Genomic DNA, 23,586 nt, shown 5'->3' with positions numbered 1-23,586 from the left:
ATGGAAAACGCAACTATCACCACGCTAACCGCACAGTTCCCTCTGGTTGAGGATCTGATTGCCCTGAAAGAAACCACCTGGTTTAACCCGCGGACCACCTCGCTTGAAGAAGGGTTACCGTATGTCGGGCTGACCAAAGCCGACGTGGACGACGCCCATGCGCGGCTGAACCGCTTCGCACCGTATCTGGCGAAAGCGTTTCCGGAAACGGCAGCCACCAACGGGATTATTGAATCTGAACTGGTGGCCATTCCGGCAATGCATAAGCGGCTGGAGAAAGAATTCGGCACGACGATCCCCGGCACGCTGCTGCTGAAAAAAGACAGCCACCTGCCGATTTCGGGTTCTATTAAAGCGCGCGGCGGTATCTATGAGGTGCTCACTCACGCGGAAAAACTGGCGCTGGCAGCGGGCCTGCTCAGCGTCGACGACGATTACAGCATCCTGCTGGAGCCGCGCTTTAAGGACTTTTTCAGCCAGTACAGCATTGCGGTAGGGTCGACCGGCAACCTGGGGATGTCCATCGGGATCATGAGTGCGCGGATCGGCTTTAAGGTCACGGTGCATATGTCTGCCGATGCCCGCGAATGGAAGAAAGCCAAACTGCGCAGCCACGGCGTGATTGTGGTCGAATACGAGCAGGACTACGGCGTGGCGGTTGAACAGGGGCGCAAAGCCGCAGAAAGCGACCCCAACTGTTTCTTTATCGACGATGAAAACTCCCGCACCCTGTTCCTGGGCTACGCCGCTGCAGGCGAGCGCCTGAAGGCACAGTTTGCCGCACAGGGCCGCGTGGTGGATGCGCAACATCCGCTGTACGTCTACCTGCCGTGTGGTGTGGGCGGTGGCCCTGGCGGCGTGGCGTTTGGTCTGAAGCTGGCCTTCGGCGACAACGTTCACTGCTTCTTTGCCGAGCCAACTCACTCCCCTTGTATGCTGCTGGGCGTTTATACCGGCCTGCACGACGAGATTGCGGTGCAGGATCTGGGGATCGACAACGTGACGGCAGCTGATGGTCTGGCGGTCGGTCGTGCGTCTGGTTTTGTGGGCCGGGCGATGGAGCGCTTGCTCGATGGCTTCTACACCTTAAGCGATCAGAGTATGTATGACATGCTCGGCTGGCTGGCGCATGAAGAAGGTATTCGCCTGGAGCCCTCGGCGCTGGCGGGTATGGCCGGGCCGGTGCGCGTCCAGGCCAACGCCACCCACCTGGTATGGGCGACAGGCGGCGGCATGGTGCCGGAAGACGAAATGGCGAAGTATCTGGCGAAGGGCCGTTAAGGGGTTTTGTGTATCCCTCTCCTGTGGGAGAGGGATCGATTTTTTTTTACAGATTCAGGATCTGCTGAATATGAGTGACGGCAAACAGCAGCGCCAGTGACAGCACGGCCAGCGCGATCAGAAACTTATCCCGCACCGCTTTTGGCTGTACAAAGTCATCCCGGGCGACATCCATCAGGTTACGGCTGCGGGTGTAACGCCACAAAATGATCGCCACCAGCGCCAGCACAACAAGAGAAACCCAGAACGGCACGCCTGTGCGATGCCAATTGTGTTTAATCGCCAGCGCGATCAGCGCACCGTATCCCAGTAGCGTACGAAGCCAGGCCAGTGAGGTTCGTTCCGGCTGTAAGCCGGGATCGGCTTCGCGGCGCGCTTTGCGGCTATCCGCCATAGAACACCAGCACCATCACCACACCTGCCACCGCCAACAGTATCGCGCTGATAATCAATAACCCGCGCGTATAGGGCAGATCCTGCTTCAGGCGCATCGCTTTTTCGTTACGTAACCAGCGCAGGTAGCCGTAAATCGCCAGCACGCCCGCAAACAGGCACAGCAGCAGGGCCAGCACTTCGCGGATCAGCGGAGTCGCGAAATCCGGGGCCAGTTGGTCGAGGCCGACACCCGCAGCGAGAAAGCCCAGTGCAGTGCGTATCCACGCTAAAAATGTACGTTCATTAGCCAGCGAGAAGCGGTAGTCCGGGGCTTCACCGAGGCGAGAAATTTTCATGAAGGTTCCTTGTCGTGCTCCAGGCAGGCTTCAGCATAGCGTAAATCGACAAGGACAAGAAAACCGGCATCGGATGATGCCGGTCAGGAAGATTAATGCAGCTCTGGCCAGTACTCTTTGTTGGCTTCAATCAGGTCATCAAGGATCGCTTTGGCGACCGACGCGCTCGGCACGGTTTTCGACAAGGTGATCGCCTGCCAGAGTTTCTGATACGAGCGCTGCTCCCAGGCATCTACCACCAGTTTTTCCACCGCCACCTGCTGGCTCATTAACCCCTTCTGGAAGTGCGGAATGTCGCCCACGGTGAGCGGTTCAGGGCCGTTATGCCCCACCAGGCACGGAATTTCCACCATCGCATCGGCATCAAAGTTATGGATTGCGCCGTTATTTGGCACGATTAACAACATGCGCTCCTGGGTGTTGAAGGCAATGGCAGTGGCCAGATCGACGATATAAGACGCGTGTTCGTCGATTTCCAGCTCCCCGGCGGAAGATTTACCGGCTTCGATAATCGCCCGGCAGGAGCTGAACACATGCTTCTCGCGGTGATCCATCACTTCGTTTGCGCGGGTGCGCTCCGGGTTGGCGTGCGCCACCACGTAATCCGGGAAGAAGTAATATTTCAGATAGGTGTTCGGCATGGTGTCTGGATCCAGCGCCTGCACGTCTTTCGCTTTGGCAAAGGTATCGTTCCAGCTTGCTTCAGTATGCGCCGAGTCAGAAGGCGGAACATAACCGTTTTTCGCCACATATTCGCGCAGTTTTGGCATCAGATCGTTGCCGTTCAAATCTTCAATCGATGTCCACCAGCCGAAGTGGTTCAGGCCGTAGTAGCGCACGCGCATCTCTTTGCGGTCTTTCAGACCAACAATCTGCGCCATCCGCCCTTCAATGCCGATCGGCATATCGCAGATGTTGAGGATTTTGGCGTTCGGACGCAGGCGGCGGGTCGCTTCCGCCACAATCGCCGCCGGGTTGGAGTAGTTCAGCATCCAGGCATTCGGCGAGTACTGCTCCATATAATCCACCAGCTCCAGCACACCACCGATCGAGCGCATCCCGTAAGAGATCCCGCCCGGGCCGCAGGTTTCCTGGCCCAGCACGCCATGGCGCAGCGGGATTTTCTCGTCTTTTTCGCGCATCGGGTATTTACCCACGCGAATATGCGCCATCACGAAATCCACATCGGTAAAGGCCACTTTTGGGTCAGTGGTGTAGCAAAATTCGATTTCCGGGGCCTGCTCCCTGAGGATAATTTTGCACGCCTCGGCGATGGTTTCCTGGCGTGCGCCATCGTTGTCATAGAACTTCAGGGCGCGCAGCGGGAAACGGTCACGGTTGGCTAACAACATCAGGACGATACCCGGGGTAAAGGTACTGCCGCCGCCTGCAATGACAACTGAGAATTTTTTCATGATACAGCCTCCGTCAGGGTGGTTTGTTCGTTCGTTAAAGGGGTTTTCATTAGCGATTCAAGCTGGTCGCGCACCTGGGGAACGTGCAGACCGACAATCACCTGAATGCCGTTGCCGCGTCGCACCACACCGTGTGCGCCCAGGGCTTTAAAGACGTCGTCGCTTTGGGTCTGTGCCATATCCACCAGCGTGATACGTAAGCGGGTGGCGCAGTTATTCACGCTTTCGATATTGCCGGCGCCGCCGAGCGCCTGTAAGAAACCGGCGGCCTGGCCGACCTGCTGGCTTGCCGCTGCCGGCGCAGTGGTTTGCCCGCGAGCGGCCTGGTAATCGGCCTTGCTGTAGAGTTTGATTTCGCTCTCTTCACGTCCCGGCGTTTTGAGATTCAGCCGCTCAATCAGTGTTTTAAAGACCACGAAATAGATACCGGTGAAGCAGAGACCAATGCCTATCTGGGTGAACATCGTGGAAGCGTGGTTGTGGAACATCGGGATCCAGTTTTGCGGCAGGAACTGGTCAAGCAGCCCGCCCCCCATGTTGCCCACCACACCGAAGACATACATTACCGTCGCCATCGTTGCCGCCAGCACGGCATGGACGGCAAACAGCAGCGGCGAAATAAACAGGAAGGTGAATTCAAGCGGCTCAGTAATGCCCACCAGCATGGCGGTGAGGGTTGCCGGGATCAGCAAGCCCGCCACTTTGACGCGGTTTTCAGGTGAGGCGGTGTACCAGAGCGCCAGCGCGATCCCGACGGAGCCGAACACTTTTGAGTTGCCGTGCAGCGCGAAGCCACCTTCCGGGAACAGGGTTTTCAGCGGCAGCGTGCTCTGGCTGAATTCCTGTAAATGCTGCGCCCAGTACACCTGAATGCCGCCTTCCACCGCTGCGGGGCCGAAAATAAACGGTCCGTAGACAAAGTGGTGCAGTCCGGTTGGGATCAGAATGCGTTCCAGGAAGGTATAAACCCAAACGCCCAGCGCACCGGCAGAACGTAAGAACGCTTGTAAGGACTCAATGCCCATCTGCACTTTTGGCCAGCCCAGTAGCGTCAGCCAGGCGCAGGGGATCATCACGAAAAACGCGAGGATGACGACAAACGACGTGCCCTGGAAAATCCCCAGAAACACCGGCAGGGGTTTGTCGAAATAGCGATTATGGATGGCGGTGACGAGACCCGAAATAACTATCGCCCCGATAATGCTGGTATCCAGCGTTTTGATCCCGGCAATCATTGCCAGCCCGCTGCCAGCAGTGGGTTCAGCGGAGAAATCGACGCCAAAGAAATGGCCCCAGGTCATCCCCATCGCATTGATGAAGTAGTTCCATGTCAGGAAGCTAATCAGTACCGCAAGGCAGGCCCGACCCTGCGCCTGTTTTGCCAGGCCAATGGGTAAACCCACGGCGAAAATCAGCGGCATGTTGCGAAACACCGCCCAGCCGCCTTCTTCAATAATGTGAACGATTTGCGCGAATAAATTATCCGGTGCAGTGAGCGCTTCACCCACGAAAAGCGGGTTGCGCAGCATGATGGCGATCCCAACCACGATCCCGGCAAACGGAAACAACAACACCGGGGTAAACATGGCACCGCCAAAACGTTGTATTTGACTGAGCATTTTTAAATCCTCATGTAACAACCTGTAGGGGGTAGAGGCCTTTATGGTTTTTTGCTGGCCTGAAATGAGCATAAGAATTTACTGATGAGCAAACATGACGTGCCGCTGCGTTCCGTGATCGCATTCATGGTTTTAATTTGGTCACTCAGGTCTACTTTTGGTTGTAAATATGGACATCTTCCCACTCAGCTCTCCCCCCTGATATGCACAGAGAGGTCTACAGGTGATCTACAAATCCATTGCCGACAGGCTGCGGTTACGGCTGAATTCATCGGATTACAATGTCGGTAGCCCGTTACCGGGTGAGAAAGCGCTGGCGCAGGAGTTTGGCGTGGCGCGAATGACCATCCGTAAGGCGCTCGATTTACTGGTGAACTGGGGGCTGGTTGAACGTCGTCACGGCAGCGGCACCTTTGTGGCACGTAAAGACGTCCACCATGAAACTACGAACCTGACCGGGCTGGTGGAAGTGCTACGCCAGCAGGGAAAAGAGGTGCAAAGCAAGGTGTTACAGTTTGAGGTGATGCCCGCGCCGCCTGCCATTGCCAGCCAGTTACGCATTCAGATTGATGAGCGGATCTACTTTTCGCGCCGGGTGCGTTATGTAGAAGGCAAGCCGCTGATGCTGGAGGACAGCTTTATGCCGGTGAAGCTGTTTCGCAACCTGTCGCTGGCGCATCTTGAAGGGTCGAAGTTTGATTACATCGAAAAGGAGTGTGGGATAACCATCAGCGGGAACTACGAAAGCCTGACGCCCGTTCTGGCAGACAAACAGCTGGCGCAGTACCTGAACCTGCCGGAACAAACGCCGCTGTTGCGAATCACTTCTCTCTCTTACAGCGACAGCGGCGAGTTCCTCAATTATTCCGTGATGTTCCGTAATACCAGTGATTACCAGGTGGACTACCATTTACGGCGCATCCACCCGGAAGAGTTACTAACTCATCCCCCAGAAAATCACCGCTAGTAGCTGTGGTGTAATGATACGAAGGAACATCACCAGCGGATAAACTGTGGCATAAGAGAGTGCCGCCGCACCGCTGGTGGCGTGCAGGTTATTGGCAAAGGCGAGTGCTGGCGGGTCAGTCATGGAGCCCGCGAGCATCCCGCAGAGTGTCAGGTAGTTCATTTTAGCGAACATCCGCGCCAGAATGCCCATCGTCAGCAGCGGGATTGCGGTAATAAATATCCCGTAGCCTACCCAGCTCATCCCTTCGCCTCTGACCAGAGTATCAACAAAATCGCCGCCGGATTTCAGGCCGACAACCGCCAGAAACAGCACAATACCCAGCTCGCGCAGCGCCAGGTTAGCGCTCGGCGGCATAAACCAGTACAGCTTACCGATGCAGCCGATACGCCCGAGGATCAGCGCCATAATCAGCGGACCGCCCGCCAGCCCCAGCTTGAGTGCTACCGGGAAGCCCGGTACATACAGCGGAATGGAGCCTAGCAGCACGCCCAGACCGATACCGATAAATACCGGCAGCATCTGCACCTGCTGTAATTTTTGCTGCGCGTTGCCGACCATATCCGCCACGGCATCTATCGACGAGGGCCGGCCAACCAGATTGAGGATGTCGCCAAATTGCAGGCTGGCATCCGGGCTAGCGACCAGTTCGATGCCCGCACGGTTAAGACGCGAGATCACCACGTCATAACGCTCTTTTACCTGTAAATCGCGGATTTTCTTGCCAAGAACCTGCTCGTTGGTGACCACAACACGCTCAACGCGCATGTCGGTTCCGCGTGTGGAGAGCGAGGTATCCACCTCCTGACCAATCACCAGCCGCGCGTTATGCAGATCCCCCGGCTGCCCGACCAGGTGCAGTAAATCCCCCAACTGAATAATGGTGCCGGGCGATGGCACCATCAGCATGTCGTCACGTTTAAGCCGCGAGCAGATGATGTTGACGCTGTTCAGGATCGGCACGTCCTGAATGGCCATTTTGTCGAGGTTGGGGTTATCAACCCGGATATTGATGGTTTTGATCAGCGCATGGCCATTCGTCAGCGTGGATTCATGATCCTGCGCCTCTTTCTCAACATTGATGCGAAACAGCACACGCATCAGCCACATCGAGAGCAGGATGCCGCAAATACCGAACGGGTAAGCCATGGCATAGCTCATCCCCATCTGGTCAACAATGCCTGGCGAGATACCCAGATCGCGCAGGATTTGCTGCCCGGCACCCAGCGCAGGCGTGTTGGTGACCGCGCCAGAGAAAATACCCAGCACCACGGGGAGCGGAATAGCAAAGAGTTTATGCAGAAGAGCGGCGACTAGCCCACCCATCACGACAATGCCGAGCGCAAACAGATTAAGCCGTAAGCCAGAAACACGAAGAGAAGCGAAAAACCCCGGCCCAACCTGGATACCAATGGTATACACAAAGAGGATCAGACCGAATTCCTGGATGAAGTGCAGCATCTCAGTGCTGAGCACAAGCCCAAGCTGGTCAGCAAAATGTCCGACAAAAATCCCGCCGAACAACACCCCGCCAATACCAAACCCGACGCCACGGATTTTAATATTGCCAATCCACAGGCCAACCACCGCGACCAGGGCCAACACGCTAACAGTTAACGCGATATCACTCATGATCCACTTCCTGTGCATAACCTTAGTTATAAGAAGGATTCTCTCAGAGCCGGACGCGGTTGTATGGGCGATGGCGCACAAAAAAACCGAAGGTAAAAGTAAAACGGTCACCCAAAGGTGACCGTTTTTTGTGTTTGCGCCCTCTCCCTGTGGGAGAGGGTTCCCCAGTAATTTTTGTCTTTTTTCAGCGATGATATTACGCCATTGAAATAAAAGACTTACCGCAGCTCCATGGTCCGGCTGAAAATCGCCGAAGTGTTTACGGAAGGCCGGGGCGACGCGCATGAATGCGCGGCGAGGGCGGCTTTACAGGGACGTTTCATCCGCCCGTCCCCGATTAGCCTGGAGCAAACGCTGAGGACAAAATTGCCGGGAGCAATTTTGGACAGCGCTCGCGCTGGCCCCGAAGGGGTGAGCCCCAGGGATGGGGCGAACAATTCGCGAAGCGACGATTTTCTTGCCGGGAGCCCGGGTCGCCAGGGTAGCGGCGGTGAGCTACCCTGGCACGTTCACCGGTATTGTGGTGACAGAGTAGCAAGGAACATAAAGTGAACGGAATGACCGCCTGAGCTGTATGTTCCCCCTCACCCCAACCCTCTCCCCAAAAAGGAGAGGGGGTCGTACGTGCCCGTATTTTTTCTGGGGAACCCTCAGCCCAGTAGGAGAGGGTCGGAGTGAGGGCACCAGCCCGCACAGAATCAGCAGAATCAGCTATTTAACGCCGGGCGCTCGCTAATGGCGATACGCTGCGGTGCAATGGCGTCCGGCACGTTGCGGGTCAGGTCGATATGCAGCAACCCGTTAGTGAACGTGGCGCCAGAAACTTCCATATGATCGGCCAGGGTAAAGCTCAGGCTGAACGGCTGAGTCACCAGCCCCTGATGCAACCATTTGGTTTCGGTGTCTTGTTTTTCCGGCGTCCCTTTTACGCTCAGGCGAGTGCCTTCAAGCTGGATATCCAGGTCTTCCTGACGGAAGCCAGCCAGCGCCAGCGTGATGCGATAGTGGTTATCATCGCTCTTTTCGATGTTGTACGGCGGAAATGTCTGTTGCTCGGAGGTGCTTTGCAGGGCGTTAGCCAGTTTGTCAAAACCAATCCACTGACGCAGCAGGGGGGATAAATCGTAATTACGCATACTAAATCTCCTTCTGAGAAGCGAGTTCGGCACAGTTTAATTTTGTGCGCAGTTGTTCCTGCAAATCCTTATGGATTCGCATATGCTCCCGGTACGGCAAGCAATTCGGTTTGGGCCGCGAACGCGACCCGCTAAATTAGTTAATTTCGATACGGCGCGGTTTTTTCTCTTCTGGAATGATGCGTTCCAGTTCGACAAACAGCAGGCCGTTGACCAGGTTCGCGCCTTTAACATGAATGTTCTCGGCTAACTGGAACTTGCGTTCAAAGTTGCGCTCGGCGATGCCCTGGTAAAGGTAGGTACGTTCTTTCTGCTCTGCCGCATGTGAACCTTTCACCAGCAGCAGGTTATCCTGGGCGGTGATCTCCAGTTCGTTCTCTGCAAAACCGGCGACGGCAATGGCGATGCGGTAGTGGTTTTCATCCACCAGCTCAACATTGTAAGGAGGGTAGCCGTTGCTCTGGCTTTGATTATTTTCTAAATGATTAAACAGGCGGTCAAAACCAATGGCAGAACGGTATAACGGGGAAAGATCGAAGTTACGCATAAATAAAAGCTCCTGAAATCAGCGAGAATTTTTAGCCTTCCACCATGGACAGGCTGCTGTACCCCCCCAAATACCCATCAGGCGTATGTGTTATCGAGGTACATACTTAAAATGGGTCTGTAAAAGGGGATTTCAAGCCACAGACCGTGAGATTTTTTTGCACTTTGCTGGTACTTGCATAGACTGGGACTACAGCACAAAGGGTTAAATTGCGATGGCCGCCACAGAGCGGCGCTTTTCGACTATTCATTTCGAACATGGCCCGTTATAAACCCCATTGCAGGTTTGAGCCGTGCCATTAACGATGATTACAGATGATGAAAAATGTTCTGATTAAGCTGACAACGTTCAGCGGAGTGGTATTACTTTGCGGGTGTTCGAGCGTGATGTCTCACACTGGCGGTAAAGAAGGAACATACCCGGGCACTCGTGCGAGCGCCGCGATGATCTCGGATGACGACACTAACTGGGGCACCAAATCCCTGGTGATACTGGATATGCCGCTGACGGCAGTCGCCGATACGCTCCTGCTGCCGTGGGATATGTTGCGTACCGACAACTCAGTGCGTTCGCGCGTCGAGAAAAGCGAGCAGGAAAACCTGGCGACAAACTCCGTTATCCCGCCCGCGGCGATGCCCTCACACTGACATTACGCGGTTTCCGTGACCCAAATCTGACGGAAACCGGCTGTCTCTTCCATCCAGGCAACCAGATCCCCATCCGGTGAAAACACGATGGCGTCCCCGGACGGCGGGTTGCCGTGATCGGACGTCAAAAACGTCACCTCTCCTGTGGCCGCATCACACCGGGCTATCCGGTTTTCGAGTACAAATCCAAGCATGTTCCCGGATGGGTGCCAGTTAAACGCCGACTGAATATCGCTCTCGTTATGGGTTAACTGTCGCGGCTCACCGCCTTCAGGTGCGATAAGCCAGAGTTGCACAATGCCGTTATCGTCGCGCATCAGGAACGCGATTTGCGTTGCTTGCGGATTGCTGCGCACCCAGTGGCGAGGTACATTCACCAGCCCCGGGAACGCCTTTTGATGGGTAAAGGTTAAACGGCGCTGCGCCACGCCCGCAGGCGGCGCTGGCATGGTCTCCGGTGTTCCCTGTAATGGCGTATCGCCCGCACGTTTCCAGCCCTGCTCGTTCTTCGGTAAATCGACGATAAACAGTTCCGGTACTTTCTCGCCGTGGGCAGACAGGGTATCGCCGATAAACGCCAGCCTGTCGTTACCCACCCAGCCCTCTTCATAGGCACGGTTGATGTCATCGCTTCCCGGCTGCGGCATGGGTGTGGTGTGGCTCACCAGCACGCTCCAGAACGTACCGGCATATTCACGTGGGTGAGCACCCGGCGGCGATACCGGGCCATAGGGTACGGCCACTCCCACATTGCGTAAATCGAGTTTTGGATCGCGCTCGTGCAGGACATGGTCGTTGTAGGTAAAGCTCACGCACTGCCCGTCCGGGCTAAAGACGTGGACATGGCTGCCGCCACGCAGTGCCCCTGCGGTATAGGGCGCGGTAATGTCCATTGCGTCGAGGTGACTTACCTGCCCGCGGTAGGCAATCACGCCCTGACGATGGTGGAAATCATAGTGCCAACCGGCATCCGGGTTTTCCGGGCCGTGGATAAAAACATACTTATCTTCAGCGGGATGAACGGTCACCACCCCGACATGCGCGCCGTGGGTGGCACGATAAATAACATCAACTTCACCCGAGTTAACGTTCACCCGCTCAATGGTTTCACCGGTAAAAGAGGCACCAGAAGGACGCACATCGTAGGCAAGCCAGCCGCTGTCAGGCGTCCAGGTGTTGGTATTTGTCAGTTGATGATGGCGCGAAGCGAAGGTGATTTGTTTCATGTCGTTATCCGGGCAAAGGACCAGGCGACATAGTACCGCTTAACTCAGCGCGAAGACCATCACAGGCGAGAGAAAGCCGACGCCTCACGCATAAGCTGCTCATCCGGGCGGACGCCGGTATAGAGCGCAAACTGCTCGAGCGCCTGCAAGGCAATCACTTCAGCCCCGGTTACGACCGGTTTTCCAAGCTGTTTCGCCAGCCGGATAAGCGGTGTCTCGGAAGGAAAAGCGACCACATCAAACACCCAGCGTGCCGTATTCACCGCCTCTTTTTCAAAGGCCAGGCTATTTTCTTCCACACCACCACTCATGCCGATCGGGGTGACATTAACGAGGATATCAGCCTGCCGCCCCGTCGCATCCTGACGCCACTGATAGCCATATTTTTCGGCGAGCGCCTGCCCCTGCTGCTGATTGCGCGCCACAATGGTGACACGGGTAAACCCGCTATCGCGAAATGCAGCAACAACCGCTTTCGCCATCCCGCCGCTGCCTTTAACGAAGACCGACATTTGCGTATCGTTAAAATTATCCTGAATGAGGTTTTTAACCGCAATGTAGTCCGTGTTGTAGGCTGTCAGATGCCCCTTATCGTTGACGATGGTATTCACTGAATCAATCGCCAGTACGGAATCGGACAGGGTATCAATAAACGGAATGCAGGTTTCTTTGAATGGCATCGAGACAGAACAACCGCGAATGCCCAGCGCTTTCACGCCTTTTACCGCGTGTTCGATATCCGTTGTGCTGAAGGCTTTGTAGATAAAGTCGAGGTCGAGCTTTTGATACAGGTAGTTATGAAAACGCGTGCCAATATTACTGGGTCTTCCTGATAGAGAAATGCATAGTTGTGTGTCTTTATTTAACATCACCGCCTCCTGTTCATTTCCATCACAAGCCCTGTGACACCGTTAAGGCATCACAGAGAAATTACGCATCACATCTTAATTGAGGACAAATTTCTCGATTGCCCAGGCAACGCCGTCTTCCAGGTTGGATTTAGTGACAAAGTTGGCCACTTCTTTCACCGACGGGATCGCGTTATCCATCGCGACACCCATACCGGCGTACTCAATCATTGCGATGTCATTTTCCTGATCGCCCAGCGCCATGATCTCTTCAGGTTTAATACCCAGGGCGTCGGCGAGTGATTTCACGCCCGTGCCTTTATTGACGCGTTTATCGAGGATTTCGAGGAAGTACGGCGCACTTTTAAGCACGGTGTACTTCTCTTTTACATCTGCCGGAATACGCGCAATAGCTTTGTCCAGGATCTCGGGTTCGTCAATCATCATCACTTTCAGGAACTGGGTGTTCGGATCCATCTTCTCTGCTTCGCAGAACACCAGCGGAATGGTAGCGACAAAGGATTCATGCACGGTGTAGTAACTGATATCGCGGTTTGCGGTATAGAGCGTATTGCGATCGAGCGCGTGGAAATGGGAACCCACATCACGGGAGAGCTTTTCCAGGAACAGGTAATCGTCATAGTTCAGCGCGGTTTGCGCCACCGTGCTGCCGTCAGCGGCTTTTTGCACCAGAGCACCATTGTACGTGATGCAATAATCACCCGGTTGATTCATATGCAGCTCTTTCAGGTAGCTGTGTACACCGGCATACGGACGGCCAGTGGTCAGTACCACGTTCACGCCTTTTTCGCGTGCAGCAGCAATCGCATTTTTAACGGCTGGAGAGATTGTGTGGTCTGGCAGCAGCAGCGTGCCGTCCATATCGATTGCAATGAGTTTGATGGCCATGAGATCCCCGGTTTGAATGAGTCTTGACTCATGCTAACTCGATTCCGCTCAAAAAACAGTAACAGAGTCGGGGATAAAGGGGGATGAGATAGAGAAAGGGGATTCCTCTTTTTGTGAGCAAAATGATTTCCCCTCACCCCGCCCTCTCCCCATAGGGGCTAGGGCGGGGTGAGGGGTATAACGGTTTAAATATCGATATTAGCCGCTTTCAGGGCGTTCTCTTCGATAAAGGCACGGCGTGGTTCAACCGCATCGCCCATCAGGGTGGTGAACAGCTGGTCAGCAGCAATGGCGTCCTTCACTGTCACTCGCAACATGCGGCGGCTTTCAGGATCCATGGTGGTTTCCCACAGCTGATCAGGGTTCATTTCGCCCAGACCTTTATAACGCTGGATTGCGAGGCCACGACGGGACTCTTTCACCAGCCAGTCCAGTGCCTGCTCGAAGCTGGCAACCGGCTGACGGCGTTCGCCACGTTCGATGAACGCATCGTCTTCGATCAGACCACGCAGCTTCTCGCCAAGCGTACAGATGCGACGGTATTCCGGACCGGTAATAAACTCGTGCTCCAGCGGGTAGTCAGTATCAACGCCGTGGGTACGCACGCGAATCACCGGCTCGAACTGCTGATCGGCATTCTGCTGAACATCGCATTTCCACTGGCTACCGTGCTGTTCTTTCTCGTTCAGCTCGCTCACAAGGGTGTTCACCCAGCGGGTGACGGTCTGTTCGTTGCTCAGATCCGCTTCGGTCAGGGTTGGCTGATACACCAGCTCTTTCAGCAGCGTTTTCGGGTAACGACGTTCCATACGCGTAATCATTTTCTGCGCGGCGTTGAACTCAGAAACCAGACGTTCCAGCGGCTCACCCGCCAGTGCTGGTGCGCTGGAGTTCGCGTGCAGCGTTGCGCCATCAAGGGCGATCGCGATTTGGTACTGATCCATCGCTTCGTCGTCTTTGATGTACTGTTCCTGTTTGCCTTTCTTCACTTTGTACAGCGGTGGCTGTGCAATGTAGACGTGGCCACGTTCAACGATTTCCGGCATCTGACGATAGAAGAAGGTCAACAGCAGCGTACGGATGTGCGAGCCGTCGACGTCCGCATCGGTCATGATGATGATGCTGTGATAGCGCAGTTTGTCCGGGTTGTACTCGTCACGACCGATGCCGCAGCCCAGCGCGGTAATCAGCGTCGCCACTTCCTGAGAAGAGAGCATTTTGTCGAAACGCGCTTTTTCTACGTTAAGGATCTTACCCTTCAACGGCAGAATCGCCTGGTTCTTACGGTTACGGCCCTGCTTCGCAGAACCGCCCGCGGAGTCCCCTTCCACAAGGTACAGTTCAGACAGCGCCGGGTCGCGTTCCTGGCAGTCAGCCAGTTTGCCCGGCAGGCCTGCTAAGTCCAGCGCACCTTTACGACGGGTCATTTCACGGGCTTTACGCGCCGCTTCACGGGCACGTGCCGCGTCGATAATTTTGCCTACCACGATTTTCGCGTCAGACGGGTTTTCCAGCAGGTATTCGCTCAGCAGTTCGTTCATCTGCTGTTCTACCGCCGATTTCACCTCAGAAGAAACCAGCTTGTCTTTGGTCTGAGAGGAGAACTTCGGATCCGGTACCTTCACAGAGACGACAGCAATCAGACCTTCACGGGCATCGTCACCGGTGGCGCTGACTTTCGCTTTTTTGCTGTAGCCTTCTTTATCCATGTAGGCGTTCAGGGTACGGGTCATCGCGGTACGGAAGCCAACAAGGTGGGTACCACCGTCACGCTGTGGAATGTTGTTGGTGAAGCAGTAGATATTTTCCTGGAAACCATCGTTCCACTGCAGCGCCACTTCTACGCCAATACCGTCTTTTTCGGTGGAGAAGTAGAAGATGTTCGGGTGAATTGGCGTTTTGTTCTTGTTCAGATACTCAACGAACGCCTTGATACCGCCTTCGTAGTGGAAGTGGTCTTCTTTACCGTCACGCTTGTCTTTCAGACGAATAGACACACCGGAGTTCAGAAACGACAGTTCACGCAGGCGTTTCGCCAGAATGTCATATTCAAATTCAGTCACATTGCTGAAGGTTTCGTGGCTTGGCCAGAAACGCACCATCGTACCGGTTTTATCCGTGTCGCCAGTGACTGCAAGCGGCGCCTGTGGCACGCCGTGCGTATAAATCTGGCGGTGAATTTTGCCTTCACGCTGGATAACCAGCTCCAGTTTCTGCGACAGGGCGTTAACAACGGAAACGCCTACGCCGTGCAGGCCGCCGGAAACTTTATAGGAGTTATCATCGAATTTACCGCCTGCGTGCAGGACGGTCATGATCACTTCCGCAGCGGATACACCCTCTTCCGGGTGAATACCGGTCGGGATACCACGACCATCATCGGTGACGGATACGGAGTTGTCCGCATGGATTGTCACCACGATGTCTTTACAGTGACCCGCGAGCGCTTCGTCGATAGCGTTATCCACAACCTCGAATACCATGTGGTGCAGACCGGTGCCGTCATCCGTATCGCCGATATACATACCCGGGCGCTTACGCACCGCATCCAGTCCTTTCAGGACTTTGATACTGGAGGAGTCATAAGAATTCGACATCAACGTTTCTCGCTCATTTAATCTTGGGTTAATCCGTTATTTTACCCTTTTCCACGGTAAACATCTTCGAATTTTCGTCCGACATGTCCATAACGTGTTCAGCACTAATAGCGCTGACGAAAACCTGAGACTGCGTGGCTTTTAAGCGGCTGGCAAGCAGCCCGCGCCGCGCGTCATCAAGTTCCGAGGCAAAATCATCTATCAGATACAGGCAGCGCCGCCCGCTTTCACGGGTTAAAAACTCCCCCTGCGCCAGACGTAGCGCGCACATCAGGAGCTTGAGCTGCCCGCGCGACAAGGTATCTTCGACCGGTGCACCGTCTGCACGAATGCGGAAATCCGCCTTGTGCGGGCCGTGTGCGGTGTAGGTCAACATGCGGTCGCGCTCGAAATTTCTCTCTAGTACTTCTGCATAGCCCGTCTCTTTCTCCCAGCCGCGCTGGAAAGAGAAGGTGAGAGAAAACTCAGGTAAAAACTGTTTGCAGGTGTCCGCCATATCTTCGGCGATACCTGCGCTGTATTCGGCACGCCAGCGGCTGATTTGTTCCGCCAGCGGGATCAATTCCATATCCCACGGGCGCAGCTGCGCATAACGTGTGACCTGGCGCAGCGCAGCGTTACGCTGCTTGAGCAGACGCTTCAGGTTGCTCCAGGCATTAAAGAAACCGGCTTCGTTGTGAAAGCACCCCCAGTCAAGGAACGCTCTTCTGTATTTGGGGCCGCCGTTGAGTAAAGTAAACCCCTCCGGCGTAATCAGCTGCATAGGCATCAGCAGCGCCAGCTCGGCCACTTTATGGCCGTCGGTCCCGTCGATGCGAACCTTGCTGTCACCCTGTTTGTCTTTGGTCAGGCCGATAGCGGTTTCCCGCTCTGCACCCTGCAGACGCCCGTGCAGAACAAAGGATTCTTGTTCATGGCGAATAACGCGACCGATTTGCAAACTGCGAAACGCCCGACCGTGGCCGAGCGTATAGATGGCTTCCAGCACGCTGGTTTTGCCGCTGCCGTTCGCACCGACCAGGAAGTTAAAGCCAGGGGATAAAGCGAGATCCGCGCTTTCAATATTGCGAAAGTCGCGGATCAACAGACGGGTGAGCGACATTACAGTCTCATTGGCATGACAACATAGGCCGCGCTTTGGCTGGCTGCATCTTCAATCTGTACGCTCGAAACGGAGTCGGTCAGCAGAATGCGCACATTCTCGCATTTCAGTGCATTCAGTACATCCAGCACATAGCTAACGTTAAAGCCGATTTCCATCTCGGTCCCGGCGTAGGTGACATCCAGAATCTCTTCTGCTTCTTCCTGTTCCGGGTTGTTCGCGGTGATTTTGATCTGGTTTTCGCTCACATACAGGCGCACGCCACGGAATTTCTCGTTAGAGAGAATAGCCGCACGGGCAAAGGCCTGTTTGAGGATATCGCATCCCGCTTCCAGCGTTTTGTCCGGGTTTTTCGGCAATACGCGGCGATAATCAGGGAAACGACCGTCAACCAGTTTGGATGTGAAGACGAAATCGCCGACATGGGCACGAATATTGTTGCTGCCAATCTGCACGCGCAGCGGGGTTTCGCCGCCGTCGAGCATACGCATCAGCTCAATCACGCCTTTACGCGGCACGATCACCGAATGGTTTGGCAAGGAATCGCCAATCGGCATCGAACACACCGCCAGGCGGTGACCGTCGGTTGCCACGGTACGCAGTTCTTCACCTTCGGTTTCGAACAACATGCCGTTTAAGTAGTAACGCACATCCTGATGCGCCATCGAAAACTGGGTCGCTTCAATCAGACGTTTCATCGTCGCCTGCGGCAGGGTGAATTCAACTTCACTTTGCCAGTCGTCCAGGTTCGGGAAGTCTGCGGCAGGCAGCGTAGAGAGCGAAAAACGGCTGCGGCCAGAGCGCACCAGCATACGGTCGCCTTCCAGCTGTACAGCGATTTCTGCGCCTTCCGGCAACCCACGGCAGATATCAAAGAATTTACGTGCCGGAACAGTGGTCGCGCCCGCTTCATGCGGCTGAGACAGCGTAACACGCGCGATCATTTCCATTTCCAGGTCTGTGCCGGTCAGCGACAGCGTACCATCTGCAACCTGAAGCAGCAGGTTTCCAAGAATAGGCAGCGTTGGGCGGCCACCTAATGGGCCACTCACCTGTTGCAGCGGTTTTAATAAATGTTCACGTTCAACGGTAAATTTCATAGCGTCACGATGATAATGTTCTGATTAAATTGGAAAAATCTTCTTTTATGTCGTGGCTTTCTTCGCGTAACTGCTCAATCTTACGACAAGCGTGCAGCACGGTCGTATGGTCACGGCCACCAAACGCATCGCCGATCTCCGGCAGACTGTGGTTGGTTAACTCTTTTGCCAGAGCCATCGCCATCTGACGCGGACGCGCCACCGAGCGGGAACGACGTTTAGACAGCAAATCTGCCACTTTAATTTTGTAGTACTCAGCCACCGTCTTTTGAATATTGTCGATGGTGACTAATTTTTCCTGCAATGCCAGCAAATCGCGCAGCGCTTCACGCACGAAATCGATAGTGATCGCGCGGCCAGTAAAGTTGGCATTGGCGATAACGCGGTTCAGTGCCCCTTCCAGCTCACGTACGTTGGAACGCAGACGCTTGGCAATGAAGAACGCCACTTCACCCGGCAGGCGAATATCGTTCTCATCGGCTTTTTTCATCAGGATCGCAACGCGGGTTTCCAGCTCCGGTGGCTCGATCGCCACAGTAAGGCCCCAGCCGAAACGGGATTTCAGGCGATCTTCAACACCGTTGATCTCTTTTGGATAGCGATCCGAGGTCAAAATGATCTGCTGATTACCTTCCAGCAGCGCATTAAAGGTGTGGAAAAACTCTTCCTGCGAACGTTCTTTATTCGCAAAGAACTGAATGTCATCGATAAGCAGTGCGTCAACGGAACGATAGTAGCGTTTAAACTCTTCGATCGCATTGTTCTGGAGGGCTTTCACCATGTCCTGAACGAAGCGTTCGGAGTGCATATACACCACTTTTGCATTCGGTTTGCGGGCCATGATGCCGTTGCCGACAGCGTGCAAAAGGTGGGTTTTACCCAGGCCAGTGCCACCATAAAGGAACAACGGGTTATACGCGCCGCCTGGGTTATCAGCAACCTGGCGAGCCGCTGCACGCGCCAGCTGGTTCGATTTACCTTCAACGAAGTTATCGAACGTATGCTTAACATTGACGTTGGAACGGTAGGTTGGCTCTGCCGGAGCAGGAACGTTATCCCAACCCTGACGAGCAGGCGCGACACGAGGAGCCGGTGCAGGTACAGCCTGGGCTGGTATCGCCACATTCACGGTTTCACGAACGGTTTGCGTGACTGGCTTAGTTCCCACTTCAAAGCGCAGCTGCGGAGCATCTGATCCGCAGAAATCATTTAACAGTCCATTGATGTTATTGAGGTATTTGTCCCTTACCCAATCGAGCACAAAACGGTTTGGCGCATACAAAGCCAGCGTGTTATCGCTCAGTTCCGCCTGCAATGGGCGGATCCACATACTGAATTCTGTGGCTGGTAACTCATCCTGCAATCGGGCAAGACACTGCTGCCAAAGCGAAAGTGACACGGCGGACTCCACTCGAACAATATAAAGAAAACTATTGAATATTCATGATTGTTGGCACACATCGACAAGACCCTGTGCAAAAAAGGGTGATGTGCGAATTGCTATCTGCAATTTTATCCTGACCAGGATCCTGGGATCGCGATCAGGACCGCGGATCATAGCCTAAACTGAGCCAGAGATCTTCTGTTTCTCACAGATTCTTCCCGATTTATCCACAGGAAGATCCGAAACCGGGTAAGTGTAATCGATCCTGACGGGAGTGCCCCACGATTTAGCCCGCATATTGGAAAAATTAATGAGTACAGACAATTTTTTGCTTAAATGATCTAACGAAGATCCTGGACGATCCTTGCGCTTTACCGGGGAGGTCGTATAATCCCCCACCCGTCGCGTAAAGCTCGGCTTCCCCGCGTTGAACGCTGTTCATTTTCCACGCGAAAACGTGCGAAAATACGCGGGAATTAAGGAAAGAGAATTGACTCCGGAGTGTACAATTATTACAATCCGGCCTCTTTAATCACCCACGCTGAGGCGTTAGTCGTTCGAAACTCGTTCGGGTAAACGCAAAAGTCAGTGAATTTATTCAAGTTTAGGTAGAAATCGCCATGAAACGCACTTTTCAACCGTCTGTACTGAAGCGCAACCGTTCTCACGGCTTCCGTGCTCGTATGGCTACTAAAAATGGTCGTCAGGTTCTGGCACGTCGTCGTGCTAAAGGCCGCGCTCGTCTGACCGTTTCCAAGTAATAAAGCTAACCCCTGAGTGGTTAAGCTAGCATTTCCCAGGGAGTTACGTTTGTTAACTCCCACTCAATTCACTTTCGTCTTCCAGCAGCCACAACGGGCTGGCACGCCGCAAATCACCATCCTCGGCCGCCAAAATTCGCTGGGGCATCCCCGCATCGGTCTAACTGTCGCCAAGAAAAACGTTAAGCGTGCGCACGAACGCAATCGGATTAAACGTCTGACGCGTGAGAGCTTCCGTTTACGTCAACATGAACTCCCGTCTATGGATTTCGTGGTGGTGGCAAAAAAAGGGGTTGCCGACCTCGATAACCGTGCTCTCTCGGAAGCGTTGGAAAAATTATGGCGCCGCCACTGTCGCCTGGCTCACGGGTCCTGATAGCCCTCATTAGGGTCTATCAGCGCCTGATTAGTCCGCTACTCGGGCCGCACTGTCGTTTCACACCAACATGCTCAAGCTACGGAATTGAGGCATTGCGCAGGTTTGGTGTGATAAAAGGCAGTTGGTTGACGGTGAAACGCGTATTAAAATGCCACCCTTTACACCCAGGTGGAGACGATCCCGTCCCCCCAGGGCCATTTGATACCAGAGAACACTAACGATGGATTCGCAACGCAATCTTCTTATCATCGCTTTGTTGTTCGTGTCTTTCATGATCTGGCAGGCGTGGGAGCAGGATAAAAATCCTCAACCACAACAGCAGGTCACGCAGACAACGACCACAGCAGCGGGTAGCGCCGCCGACCAGGGCGTGCCGGCCAGTGGCCAGGGGAAACAGATCACGGTTAAGACCGATGTGCTTGAGCTGACTATCAACACCCGTGGTGGTGATGTTGAGCAGGCGCTGCTGTTAACCTACCCAAAAGAACTGAAATCTAACGAACCGTTCCAGTTACTTGAAACCACGCCTCAGTTTATCTACCAGGCTCAGAGCGGCCTGACCGGTCGTGACGGCCCAGATAACCCGGCGAACGGTCCGCGTCCGCTGTATAACGTCGATAAAGATGCGTTTGTTCTGGCTGATGGCCAAAACGAACTCGTGATCCCGTTGACTTACACTGATGCTGCGGGCAACACCTTCACCAAATCTTTCACCCTGAAACGCGGTGAATATTCAGTGAACGTGGGCTATAGCGTGCAGAACACCGGTGCAAAACCACTGGAACTCGCAACCTTTGGCCAGCTGAAGCAGTCCATCAATCTGCCTACGCATCGCGATACTGGAAGCAGCAACTTTGCGCTGCATACCTTCCGTGGCGCGGCATACTCCACGCCTGATGCGAAGTACGAGAAATACAAATTCGACACCATCGCCGATAACGAAAACCTGAACGTTAGCGCTAAAGGCGGTTGGGTTGCGATGCTGCAACAGTATTTTGCGACTGCATGGGTTCCGCGCAACGAAGGTACGAACAACTTCTACACCGCAAACCTGGGCAATGGCATTGCTGCTATCGGCTACAAATCCGAGCCAGTTCTGGTTCAGCCGGGTCAAACGGCTAACCTGGGTAGCACCCTGTGGGTCGGCCCGGAAATCCAGGACAAAATGGCCGCTGTCGCGCCGCACCTGGATCTGACCGTAGATTACGGTTGGTTGTGGTTCATCTCTCAGCCGCTGTTTAAGCTGCTGAAGTTCATCCACAGCTTCCTGGGTAACTGGGGCTTCTCCATCATCGTTATCACCTTTATCGTTCGTGGCATCATGTACCCGCTGACTAAAGCGCAGTACACCTCCATGGCGAAGATGCGTATGTTGCAGCCGAAGATTGCGGCGATGCGTGAGCGTCTGGGCGATGATAAACAGCGTCAAAGCCAGGAAATGATGGCCCTGTACAAAGCAGAGAAAGTGAACCCGCTGGGTGGTTGCTTCCCGCTTGTGATACAGATGCCAATCTTCCTTGCGCTGTACTATATGCTGATGGGCTCCGTTGAACTGCGCCACGCGCCGTTCGCACTGTGGATCCATGACTTGTCTGCACAGGACCCGTACTACATCCTGCCGATCCTGATGGGTATAACGATGTTCTTCATTCAGAAGATGTCGCCTACCACTGTGACCGACCCGATGCAGCAGAAGATCATGACCTTTATGCCGGTCATCTTCACCGTGTTCTTCCTGTGGTTCCCGTCAGGTCTGGTGCTGTACTATATCGTCAGCAACCTGGTAACCATTATTCAGCAGCAGCTGATTTACCGTGGTCTGGAAAAACGTGGCCTGCATAGCCGCGAAAAGAAAAAGTCCTGATCAGGTAACTTAACGCTAAAATAAGGGCGGTCGATTGACCGCCTTTTTTATTGCAACACAGTAGAGACAAACCATGAGCCATAACGACACTATCGTCGCCCAGGCAACCCCACCGGGACGCGGTGGTGTAGGTATATTGCGCATCTCCGGCCTCAAGGCATGCGAGGTTGCCGAAGCCGTGCTGGGCAAACTGCCAAAACCACGCTATGCCGACTATCTGCCATTTAAAGATGCCGACGGTACTGCGCTGGACCAGGGTATTGCGCTGTGGTTCCCCGGCCCGAACTCCTTTACCGGTGAAGACGTGCTGGAACTACAGGGTCACGGTGGCCCGGTTATCCTCGATTTGCTGTTAAAACGTATTCTGACCCTGCCTGGCCTGCGTATCGCAAAACCGGGTGAGTTTTCCGAACGTGCGTTCCTGAACGACAAACTCGATCTGGCACAAGCCGAGGCGATTGCCGACCTGATCGACGCCAGCTCCGAACAAGCTGCACGCTCTGCTCTTAACTCGCTTCAGGGCGCATTTTCCGCACGCGTGAACCACCTTGTGGAAGCACTTACTCACCTCAGGATCTACGTCGAAGCCGCTATCGACTTCCCTGACGAAGAGATTGATTTCCTTTCTGATGGCAAAATCGAAGCGCAGCTTAACAGCGTGATGGCCGACCTCGACGCAGTACGCGCCGAAGCACGCCAGGGCAGCCTGCTGCGTGAAGGGATGAAGGTTGTTATCGCTGGTCGCCCTAACGCCGGGAAATCGAGCCTGTTGAATGCCCTGGCGGGACGTGAAGCGGCGATCGTGACCGATATTGCCGGGACAACGCGTGACGTACTGCGCGAGCATATTCATATCGACGGGATGCCACTGCACATCATCGATACCGCCGGGTTACGCGATGCGAGTGATGAAGTGGAACGTATCGGTATTGAACGCGCCTGGCAGGAAATCGAGCAAGCCGATCGCGTCCTGTTTATGGTGGATGGCACCACCACTGCTGCCGTTGACCCGGCGGACATCTGGCCGGACTTTATCGCCCGTCTGCCAGCCAAACTGCCCATCACCGTGGTGCGTAACAAAGCGGATGTAACTGGCGAAACGCTGGGCATCAGCGATGTGAATGGTCACTCACTGATCCGCCTGTCGGCCCGTACTGGTGAAGGCGTGGACGACCTGCGTAACCATCTCAAACAGAGTATGGGTTTCGACACCAGCATGGAAGGCGGCTTCCTGGCGCGCCGCCGTCATCTGCAGGCGCTGGAAGAGGCGGCAAACCATCTTGTTCAGGGTAAAGCACAGCTGATCGGTGCCTGGGCAGGTGAACTGCTGGCGGAAGAGCTGCGTCTGGCGCAGCAGAATCTGAGCGAGATCACCGGGGAGTTCACCTCGGATGATTTGCTGGGACGGATTTTCTCCAGTTTCTGTATTGGTAAATAGCGT

22 protein-coding genes and 1 other annotated feature are annotated in these 23,586 nt (G+C 54.5%); of the genes, 8 read left to right on the top strand and 14 right to left on the bottom strand.

Going from position 1 to position 23,586, the window contains the following annotated elements; all coding sequences use genetic code 11:
- Complete coding sequence (dsdA, locus tag ACT9TW_RS05420; RefSeq protein WP_446491821.1) at positions 1 to 1,281, top strand: D-serine ammonia-lyase; 1,281 nt, start codon at positions 1 to 3, stop codon at positions 1,279 to 1,281.
- Between the two features lie 46 nt (positions 1,282 to 1,327).
- Here dsdA and ACT9TW_RS05415 read toward each other — a convergent pair whose 3' ends face one another.
- The 4 genes from ACT9TW_RS05415 to ACT9TW_RS05400 form a co-directional block, all read right to left on the bottom strand.
- Positions 1,328 to 1,675 (bottom strand): DUF202 domain-containing protein, encoded by a 348-nt coding sequence (locus ACT9TW_RS05415; protein WP_306684134.1) that lies wholly within the window; start codon positions 1,673 to 1,675, stop codon positions 1,328 to 1,330.
- On the bottom strand, positions 1,665 to 2,012 hold the full coding sequence (locus ACT9TW_RS05410) for a YidH family protein (protein WP_024907384.1): 348 nt from the start codon (positions 2,010 to 2,012) through the stop codon (positions 1,665 to 1,667). Before ACT9TW_RS05410 ends, ACT9TW_RS05415 begins: the two co-directional genes overlap by 11 nt.
- A gap of 92 nt (positions 2,013 to 2,104) precedes the next feature.
- Entirely contained in the window at positions 2,105 to 3,427 is a 1,323-nt protein-coding gene (locus ACT9TW_RS05405; protein WP_446491820.1) for a 6-phospho-alpha-glucosidase, read from the bottom strand.
- Entirely contained in the window at positions 3,424 to 5,046 is a 1,623-nt protein-coding gene (locus ACT9TW_RS05400) for an alpha-glucoside-specific PTS transporter subunit IIBC (protein ID WP_446491819.1), read from the bottom strand. Before ACT9TW_RS05400 ends, ACT9TW_RS05405 begins: the two co-directional genes overlap by 4 nt.
- A 223-nt stretch (positions 5,047 to 5,269) precedes the next feature.
- Between ACT9TW_RS05400 and ACT9TW_RS05395 the strand changes: the two genes are divergently transcribed.
- The gene (locus ACT9TW_RS05395; protein ID WP_446491818.1) at positions 5,270 to 6,013 is read left to right on the top strand and encodes a GntR family transcriptional regulator; all 744 of its coding nucleotides are present in this window, start codon (positions 5,270 to 5,272) and stop codon (positions 6,011 to 6,013) included.
- On the opposite strand, the gene ACT9TW_RS05390 is transcribed toward ACT9TW_RS05395, so the two are convergent.
- From ACT9TW_RS05390 to ibpA, 3 genes are all read right to left on the bottom strand, one after another.
- Positions 5,984 to 7,645, bottom strand: a complete 1,662-nt coding sequence (locus tag ACT9TW_RS05390; RefSeq protein WP_446491817.1) for a putative transporter — start codon at positions 7,643 to 7,645, stop codon at positions 5,984 to 5,986. The genes ACT9TW_RS05395 and ACT9TW_RS05390 overlap by 30 nt on opposite strands.
- A gap of 707 nt (positions 7,646 to 8,352) precedes the next feature.
- Complete coding sequence (ibpB, locus tag ACT9TW_RS05385) at positions 8,353 to 8,781, bottom strand: small heat shock chaperone IbpB (protein ID WP_446491816.1); 429 nt, start codon at positions 8,779 to 8,781, stop codon at positions 8,353 to 8,355.
- A gap of 136 nt (positions 8,782 to 8,917) precedes the next feature.
- Positions 8,918 to 9,328: a small heat shock chaperone IbpA gene (gene ibpA / locus ACT9TW_RS05380; protein WP_182063091.1), complete on the bottom strand. Its 411-nt coding sequence runs from the start codon at positions 9,326 to 9,328 to the stop codon at positions 8,918 to 8,920.
- Positions 9,322 to 9,395 (bottom strand) — a sequence feature (ROSE (Repression Of Heat Shock gene Expression) occurs in the 5'-region of heat shock genes and acts as an RNA thermometer to modulate expression.). It overlaps the preceding gene by 7 nt.
- A 247-nt stretch (positions 9,396 to 9,642) precedes the next feature.
- On the opposite strand from ibpA, the gene ACT9TW_RS05375 reads away from it, so the two are divergent.
- On the top strand, positions 9,643 to 9,975 hold the full coding sequence (locus ACT9TW_RS05375) for a YceK/YidQ family lipoprotein (RefSeq protein ID WP_014068253.1): 333 nt from the start codon (positions 9,643 to 9,645) through the stop codon (positions 9,973 to 9,975).
- A 2-nt stretch (positions 9,976 to 9,977) separates the two neighbouring features.
- On the opposite strand, the gene ACT9TW_RS05370 is transcribed toward ACT9TW_RS05375, so the two are convergent.
- From ACT9TW_RS05370 to dnaA, 7 genes are all read right to left on the bottom strand, one after another.
- Positions 9,978 to 11,201 (bottom strand): DUF3748 domain-containing protein, encoded by a 1,224-nt coding sequence (locus ACT9TW_RS05370; protein WP_446491815.1) that lies wholly within the window; start codon positions 11,199 to 11,201, stop codon positions 9,978 to 9,980.
- Between the two features lie 59 nt (positions 11,202 to 11,260).
- Positions 11,261 to 12,070, bottom strand: a complete 810-nt coding sequence (locus ACT9TW_RS05365) for a shikimate 5-dehydrogenase (RefSeq protein ID WP_446491814.1) — start codon at positions 12,068 to 12,070, stop codon at positions 11,261 to 11,263.
- A gap of 75 nt (positions 12,071 to 12,145) precedes the next feature.
- Positions 12,146 to 12,958, bottom strand: a complete 813-nt coding sequence (gene yidA / locus ACT9TW_RS05360; protein WP_446491813.1) for a sugar-phosphatase — start codon at positions 12,956 to 12,958, stop codon at positions 12,146 to 12,148.
- Between the two features lie 185 nt (positions 12,959 to 13,143).
- A complete protein-coding gene (gyrB, locus tag ACT9TW_RS05355) occupies positions 13,144 to 15,555 on the bottom strand; it encodes a DNA topoisomerase (ATP-hydrolyzing) subunit B (RefSeq protein WP_182063084.1) in 2,412 nt (803 codons plus the stop codon).
- Between the two features lie 28 nt (positions 15,556 to 15,583).
- Positions 15,584 to 16,657, bottom strand: coding sequence for a DNA replication/repair protein RecF (gene recF, locus ACT9TW_RS05350; protein WP_446491812.1), 1,074 nt, complete (start codon positions 16,655 to 16,657; stop codon positions 15,584 to 15,586).
- Positions 16,657 to 17,757 (bottom strand): DNA polymerase III subunit beta, encoded by a 1,101-nt coding sequence (dnaN, locus tag ACT9TW_RS05345; RefSeq protein ID WP_182063083.1) that lies wholly within the window; start codon positions 17,755 to 17,757, stop codon positions 16,657 to 16,659. The genes recF and dnaN overlap by 1 nt, the downstream gene beginning before the upstream one ends.
- A gap of 4 nt (positions 17,758 to 17,761) precedes the next feature.
- A complete protein-coding gene (gene dnaA, locus ACT9TW_RS05340; RefSeq protein ID WP_446491811.1) occupies positions 17,762 to 19,156 on the bottom strand; it encodes a chromosomal replication initiator protein DnaA in 1,395 nt (464 codons plus the stop codon).
- Between the two features lie 605 nt (positions 19,157 to 19,761).
- Between dnaA and rpmH the strand changes: the two genes are divergently transcribed.
- The 5 genes from rpmH (at position 19,762) to mnmE (ending at position 23,583) form a co-directional block, all read left to right on the top strand.
- The gene (gene rpmH, locus ACT9TW_RS05335; protein ID WP_000831330.1) at positions 19,762 to 19,902 is read left to right on the top strand and encodes a 50S ribosomal protein L34; all 141 of its coding nucleotides are present in this window, start codon (positions 19,762 to 19,764) and stop codon (positions 19,900 to 19,902) included.
- 16 nt (positions 19,903 to 19,918) lie between these two features.
- Positions 19,919 to 20,278 carry a ribonuclease P protein component gene (rnpA, locus tag ACT9TW_RS05330; protein WP_182063081.1) on the top strand — a complete coding sequence of 120 codons (360 nt, stop codon included), beginning with the start codon at positions 19,919 to 19,921 and terminating at the stop codon, positions 20,276 to 20,278.
- Entirely contained in the window at positions 20,242 to 20,499 is a 258-nt protein-coding gene (gene yidD, locus ACT9TW_RS05325) for a membrane protein insertion efficiency factor YidD (protein ID WP_001307474.1), read from the top strand. Before rnpA ends, yidD begins: the two co-directional genes overlap by 37 nt.
- Before the next feature lie 2 nt (positions 20,500 to 20,501).
- A complete protein-coding gene (gene yidC, locus ACT9TW_RS05320) occupies positions 20,502 to 22,145 on the top strand; it encodes a membrane protein insertase YidC (protein ID WP_182063080.1) in 1,644 nt (547 codons plus the stop codon).
- A 73-nt stretch (positions 22,146 to 22,218) separates the two neighbouring features.
- Positions 22,219 to 23,583 carry a tRNA uridine-5-carboxymethylaminomethyl(34) synthesis GTPase MnmE gene (gene mnmE, locus ACT9TW_RS05315; protein ID WP_446491810.1) on the top strand — a complete coding sequence of 455 codons (1,365 nt, stop codon included), beginning with the start codon at positions 22,219 to 22,221 and terminating at the stop codon, positions 23,581 to 23,583.
- Positions 23,584 to 23,586 lie beyond the last annotated feature (3 nt).

Source organism: Enterobacter sp. C4G1 (assembly GCF_052886895.1).
The sequence above is the reverse complement of the archived record's forward strand: the minus strand, read 5'-3'. Positions and strand labels throughout refer to the sequence as shown.

Excerpts from the sequence above, each read along its gene's own strand:
- dsdA (WP_446491821.1), top strand. The coding sequence starts at position 1 with ATGGAAAACGCAACTATCACCACGCTAACCGCACAGTTCCCTCTGGTT.
- ACT9TW_RS05415 (WP_306684134.1), bottom strand. The coding sequence starts at position 1,675 with ATGGCGGATAGCCGCAAAGCGCGCCGCGAAGCCGATCCCGGCTTACAG.
- ACT9TW_RS05410 (WP_024907384.1), bottom strand. The coding sequence starts at position 2,012 with ATGAAAATTTCTCGCCTCGGTGAAGCCCCGGACTACCGCTTCTCGCTG.
- ACT9TW_RS05405 (WP_446491820.1), bottom strand. The coding sequence starts at position 3,427 with ATGAAAAAATTCTCAGTTGTCATTGCAGGCGGCGGCAGTACCTTTACC.
- ACT9TW_RS05400 (WP_446491819.1), bottom strand. The coding sequence starts at position 5,046 with ATGCTCAGTCAAATACAACGTTTTGGCGGTGCCATGTTTACCCCGGTG.
- ACT9TW_RS05390 (WP_446491817.1), bottom strand. The coding sequence starts at position 7,645 with ATGAGTGATATCGCGTTAACTGTTAGCGTGTTGGCCCTGGTCGCGGTG.
- ibpB (WP_446491816.1), bottom strand. The coding sequence starts at position 8,781 with ATGCGTAATTACGATTTATCCCCCCTGCTGCGTCAGTGGATTGGTTTT.
- ibpA (WP_182063091.1), bottom strand. The coding sequence starts at position 9,328 with ATGCGTAACTTCGATCTTTCCCCGTTATACCGTTCTGCCATTGGTTTT.
- ACT9TW_RS05375 (WP_014068253.1), top strand. The coding sequence starts at position 9,643 with ATGATGAAAAATGTTCTGATTAAGCTGACAACGTTCAGCGGAGTGGTA.
- ACT9TW_RS05370 (WP_446491815.1), bottom strand. The coding sequence starts at position 11,201 with ATGAAACAAATCACCTTCGCTTCGCGCCATCATCAACTGACAAATACC.
- ACT9TW_RS05365 (WP_446491814.1), bottom strand. The coding sequence starts at position 12,070 with ATGTTAAATAAAGACACACAACTATGCATTTCTCTATCAGGAAGACCC.
- yidA (WP_446491813.1), bottom strand. The coding sequence starts at position 12,958 with ATGGCCATCAAACTCATTGCAATCGATATGGACGGCACGCTGCTGCTG.
- gyrB (WP_182063084.1), bottom strand. The coding sequence starts at position 15,555 with ATGTCGAATTCTTATGACTCCTCCAGTATCAAAGTCCTGAAAGGACTG.
- recF (WP_446491812.1), bottom strand. The coding sequence starts at position 16,657 with ATGTCGCTCACCCGTCTGTTGATCCGCGACTTTCGCAATATTGAAAGC.
- dnaN (WP_182063083.1), bottom strand. The coding sequence starts at position 17,757 with ATGAAATTTACCGTTGAACGTGAACATTTATTAAAACCGCTGCAACAG.
- rpmH (WP_000831330.1), top strand. The coding sequence starts at position 19,762 with ATGAAACGCACTTTTCAACCGTCTGTACTGAAGCGCAACCGTTCTCAC.
- yidD (WP_001307474.1), top strand. The coding sequence starts at position 20,242 with ATGGCGCCGCCACTGTCGCCTGGCTCACGGGTCCTGATAGCCCTCATT.
- yidC (WP_182063080.1), top strand. The coding sequence starts at position 20,502 with ATGGATTCGCAACGCAATCTTCTTATCATCGCTTTGTTGTTCGTGTCT.
- mnmE (WP_446491810.1), top strand. The coding sequence starts at position 22,219 with ATGAGCCATAACGACACTATCGTCGCCCAGGCAACCCCACCGGGACGC.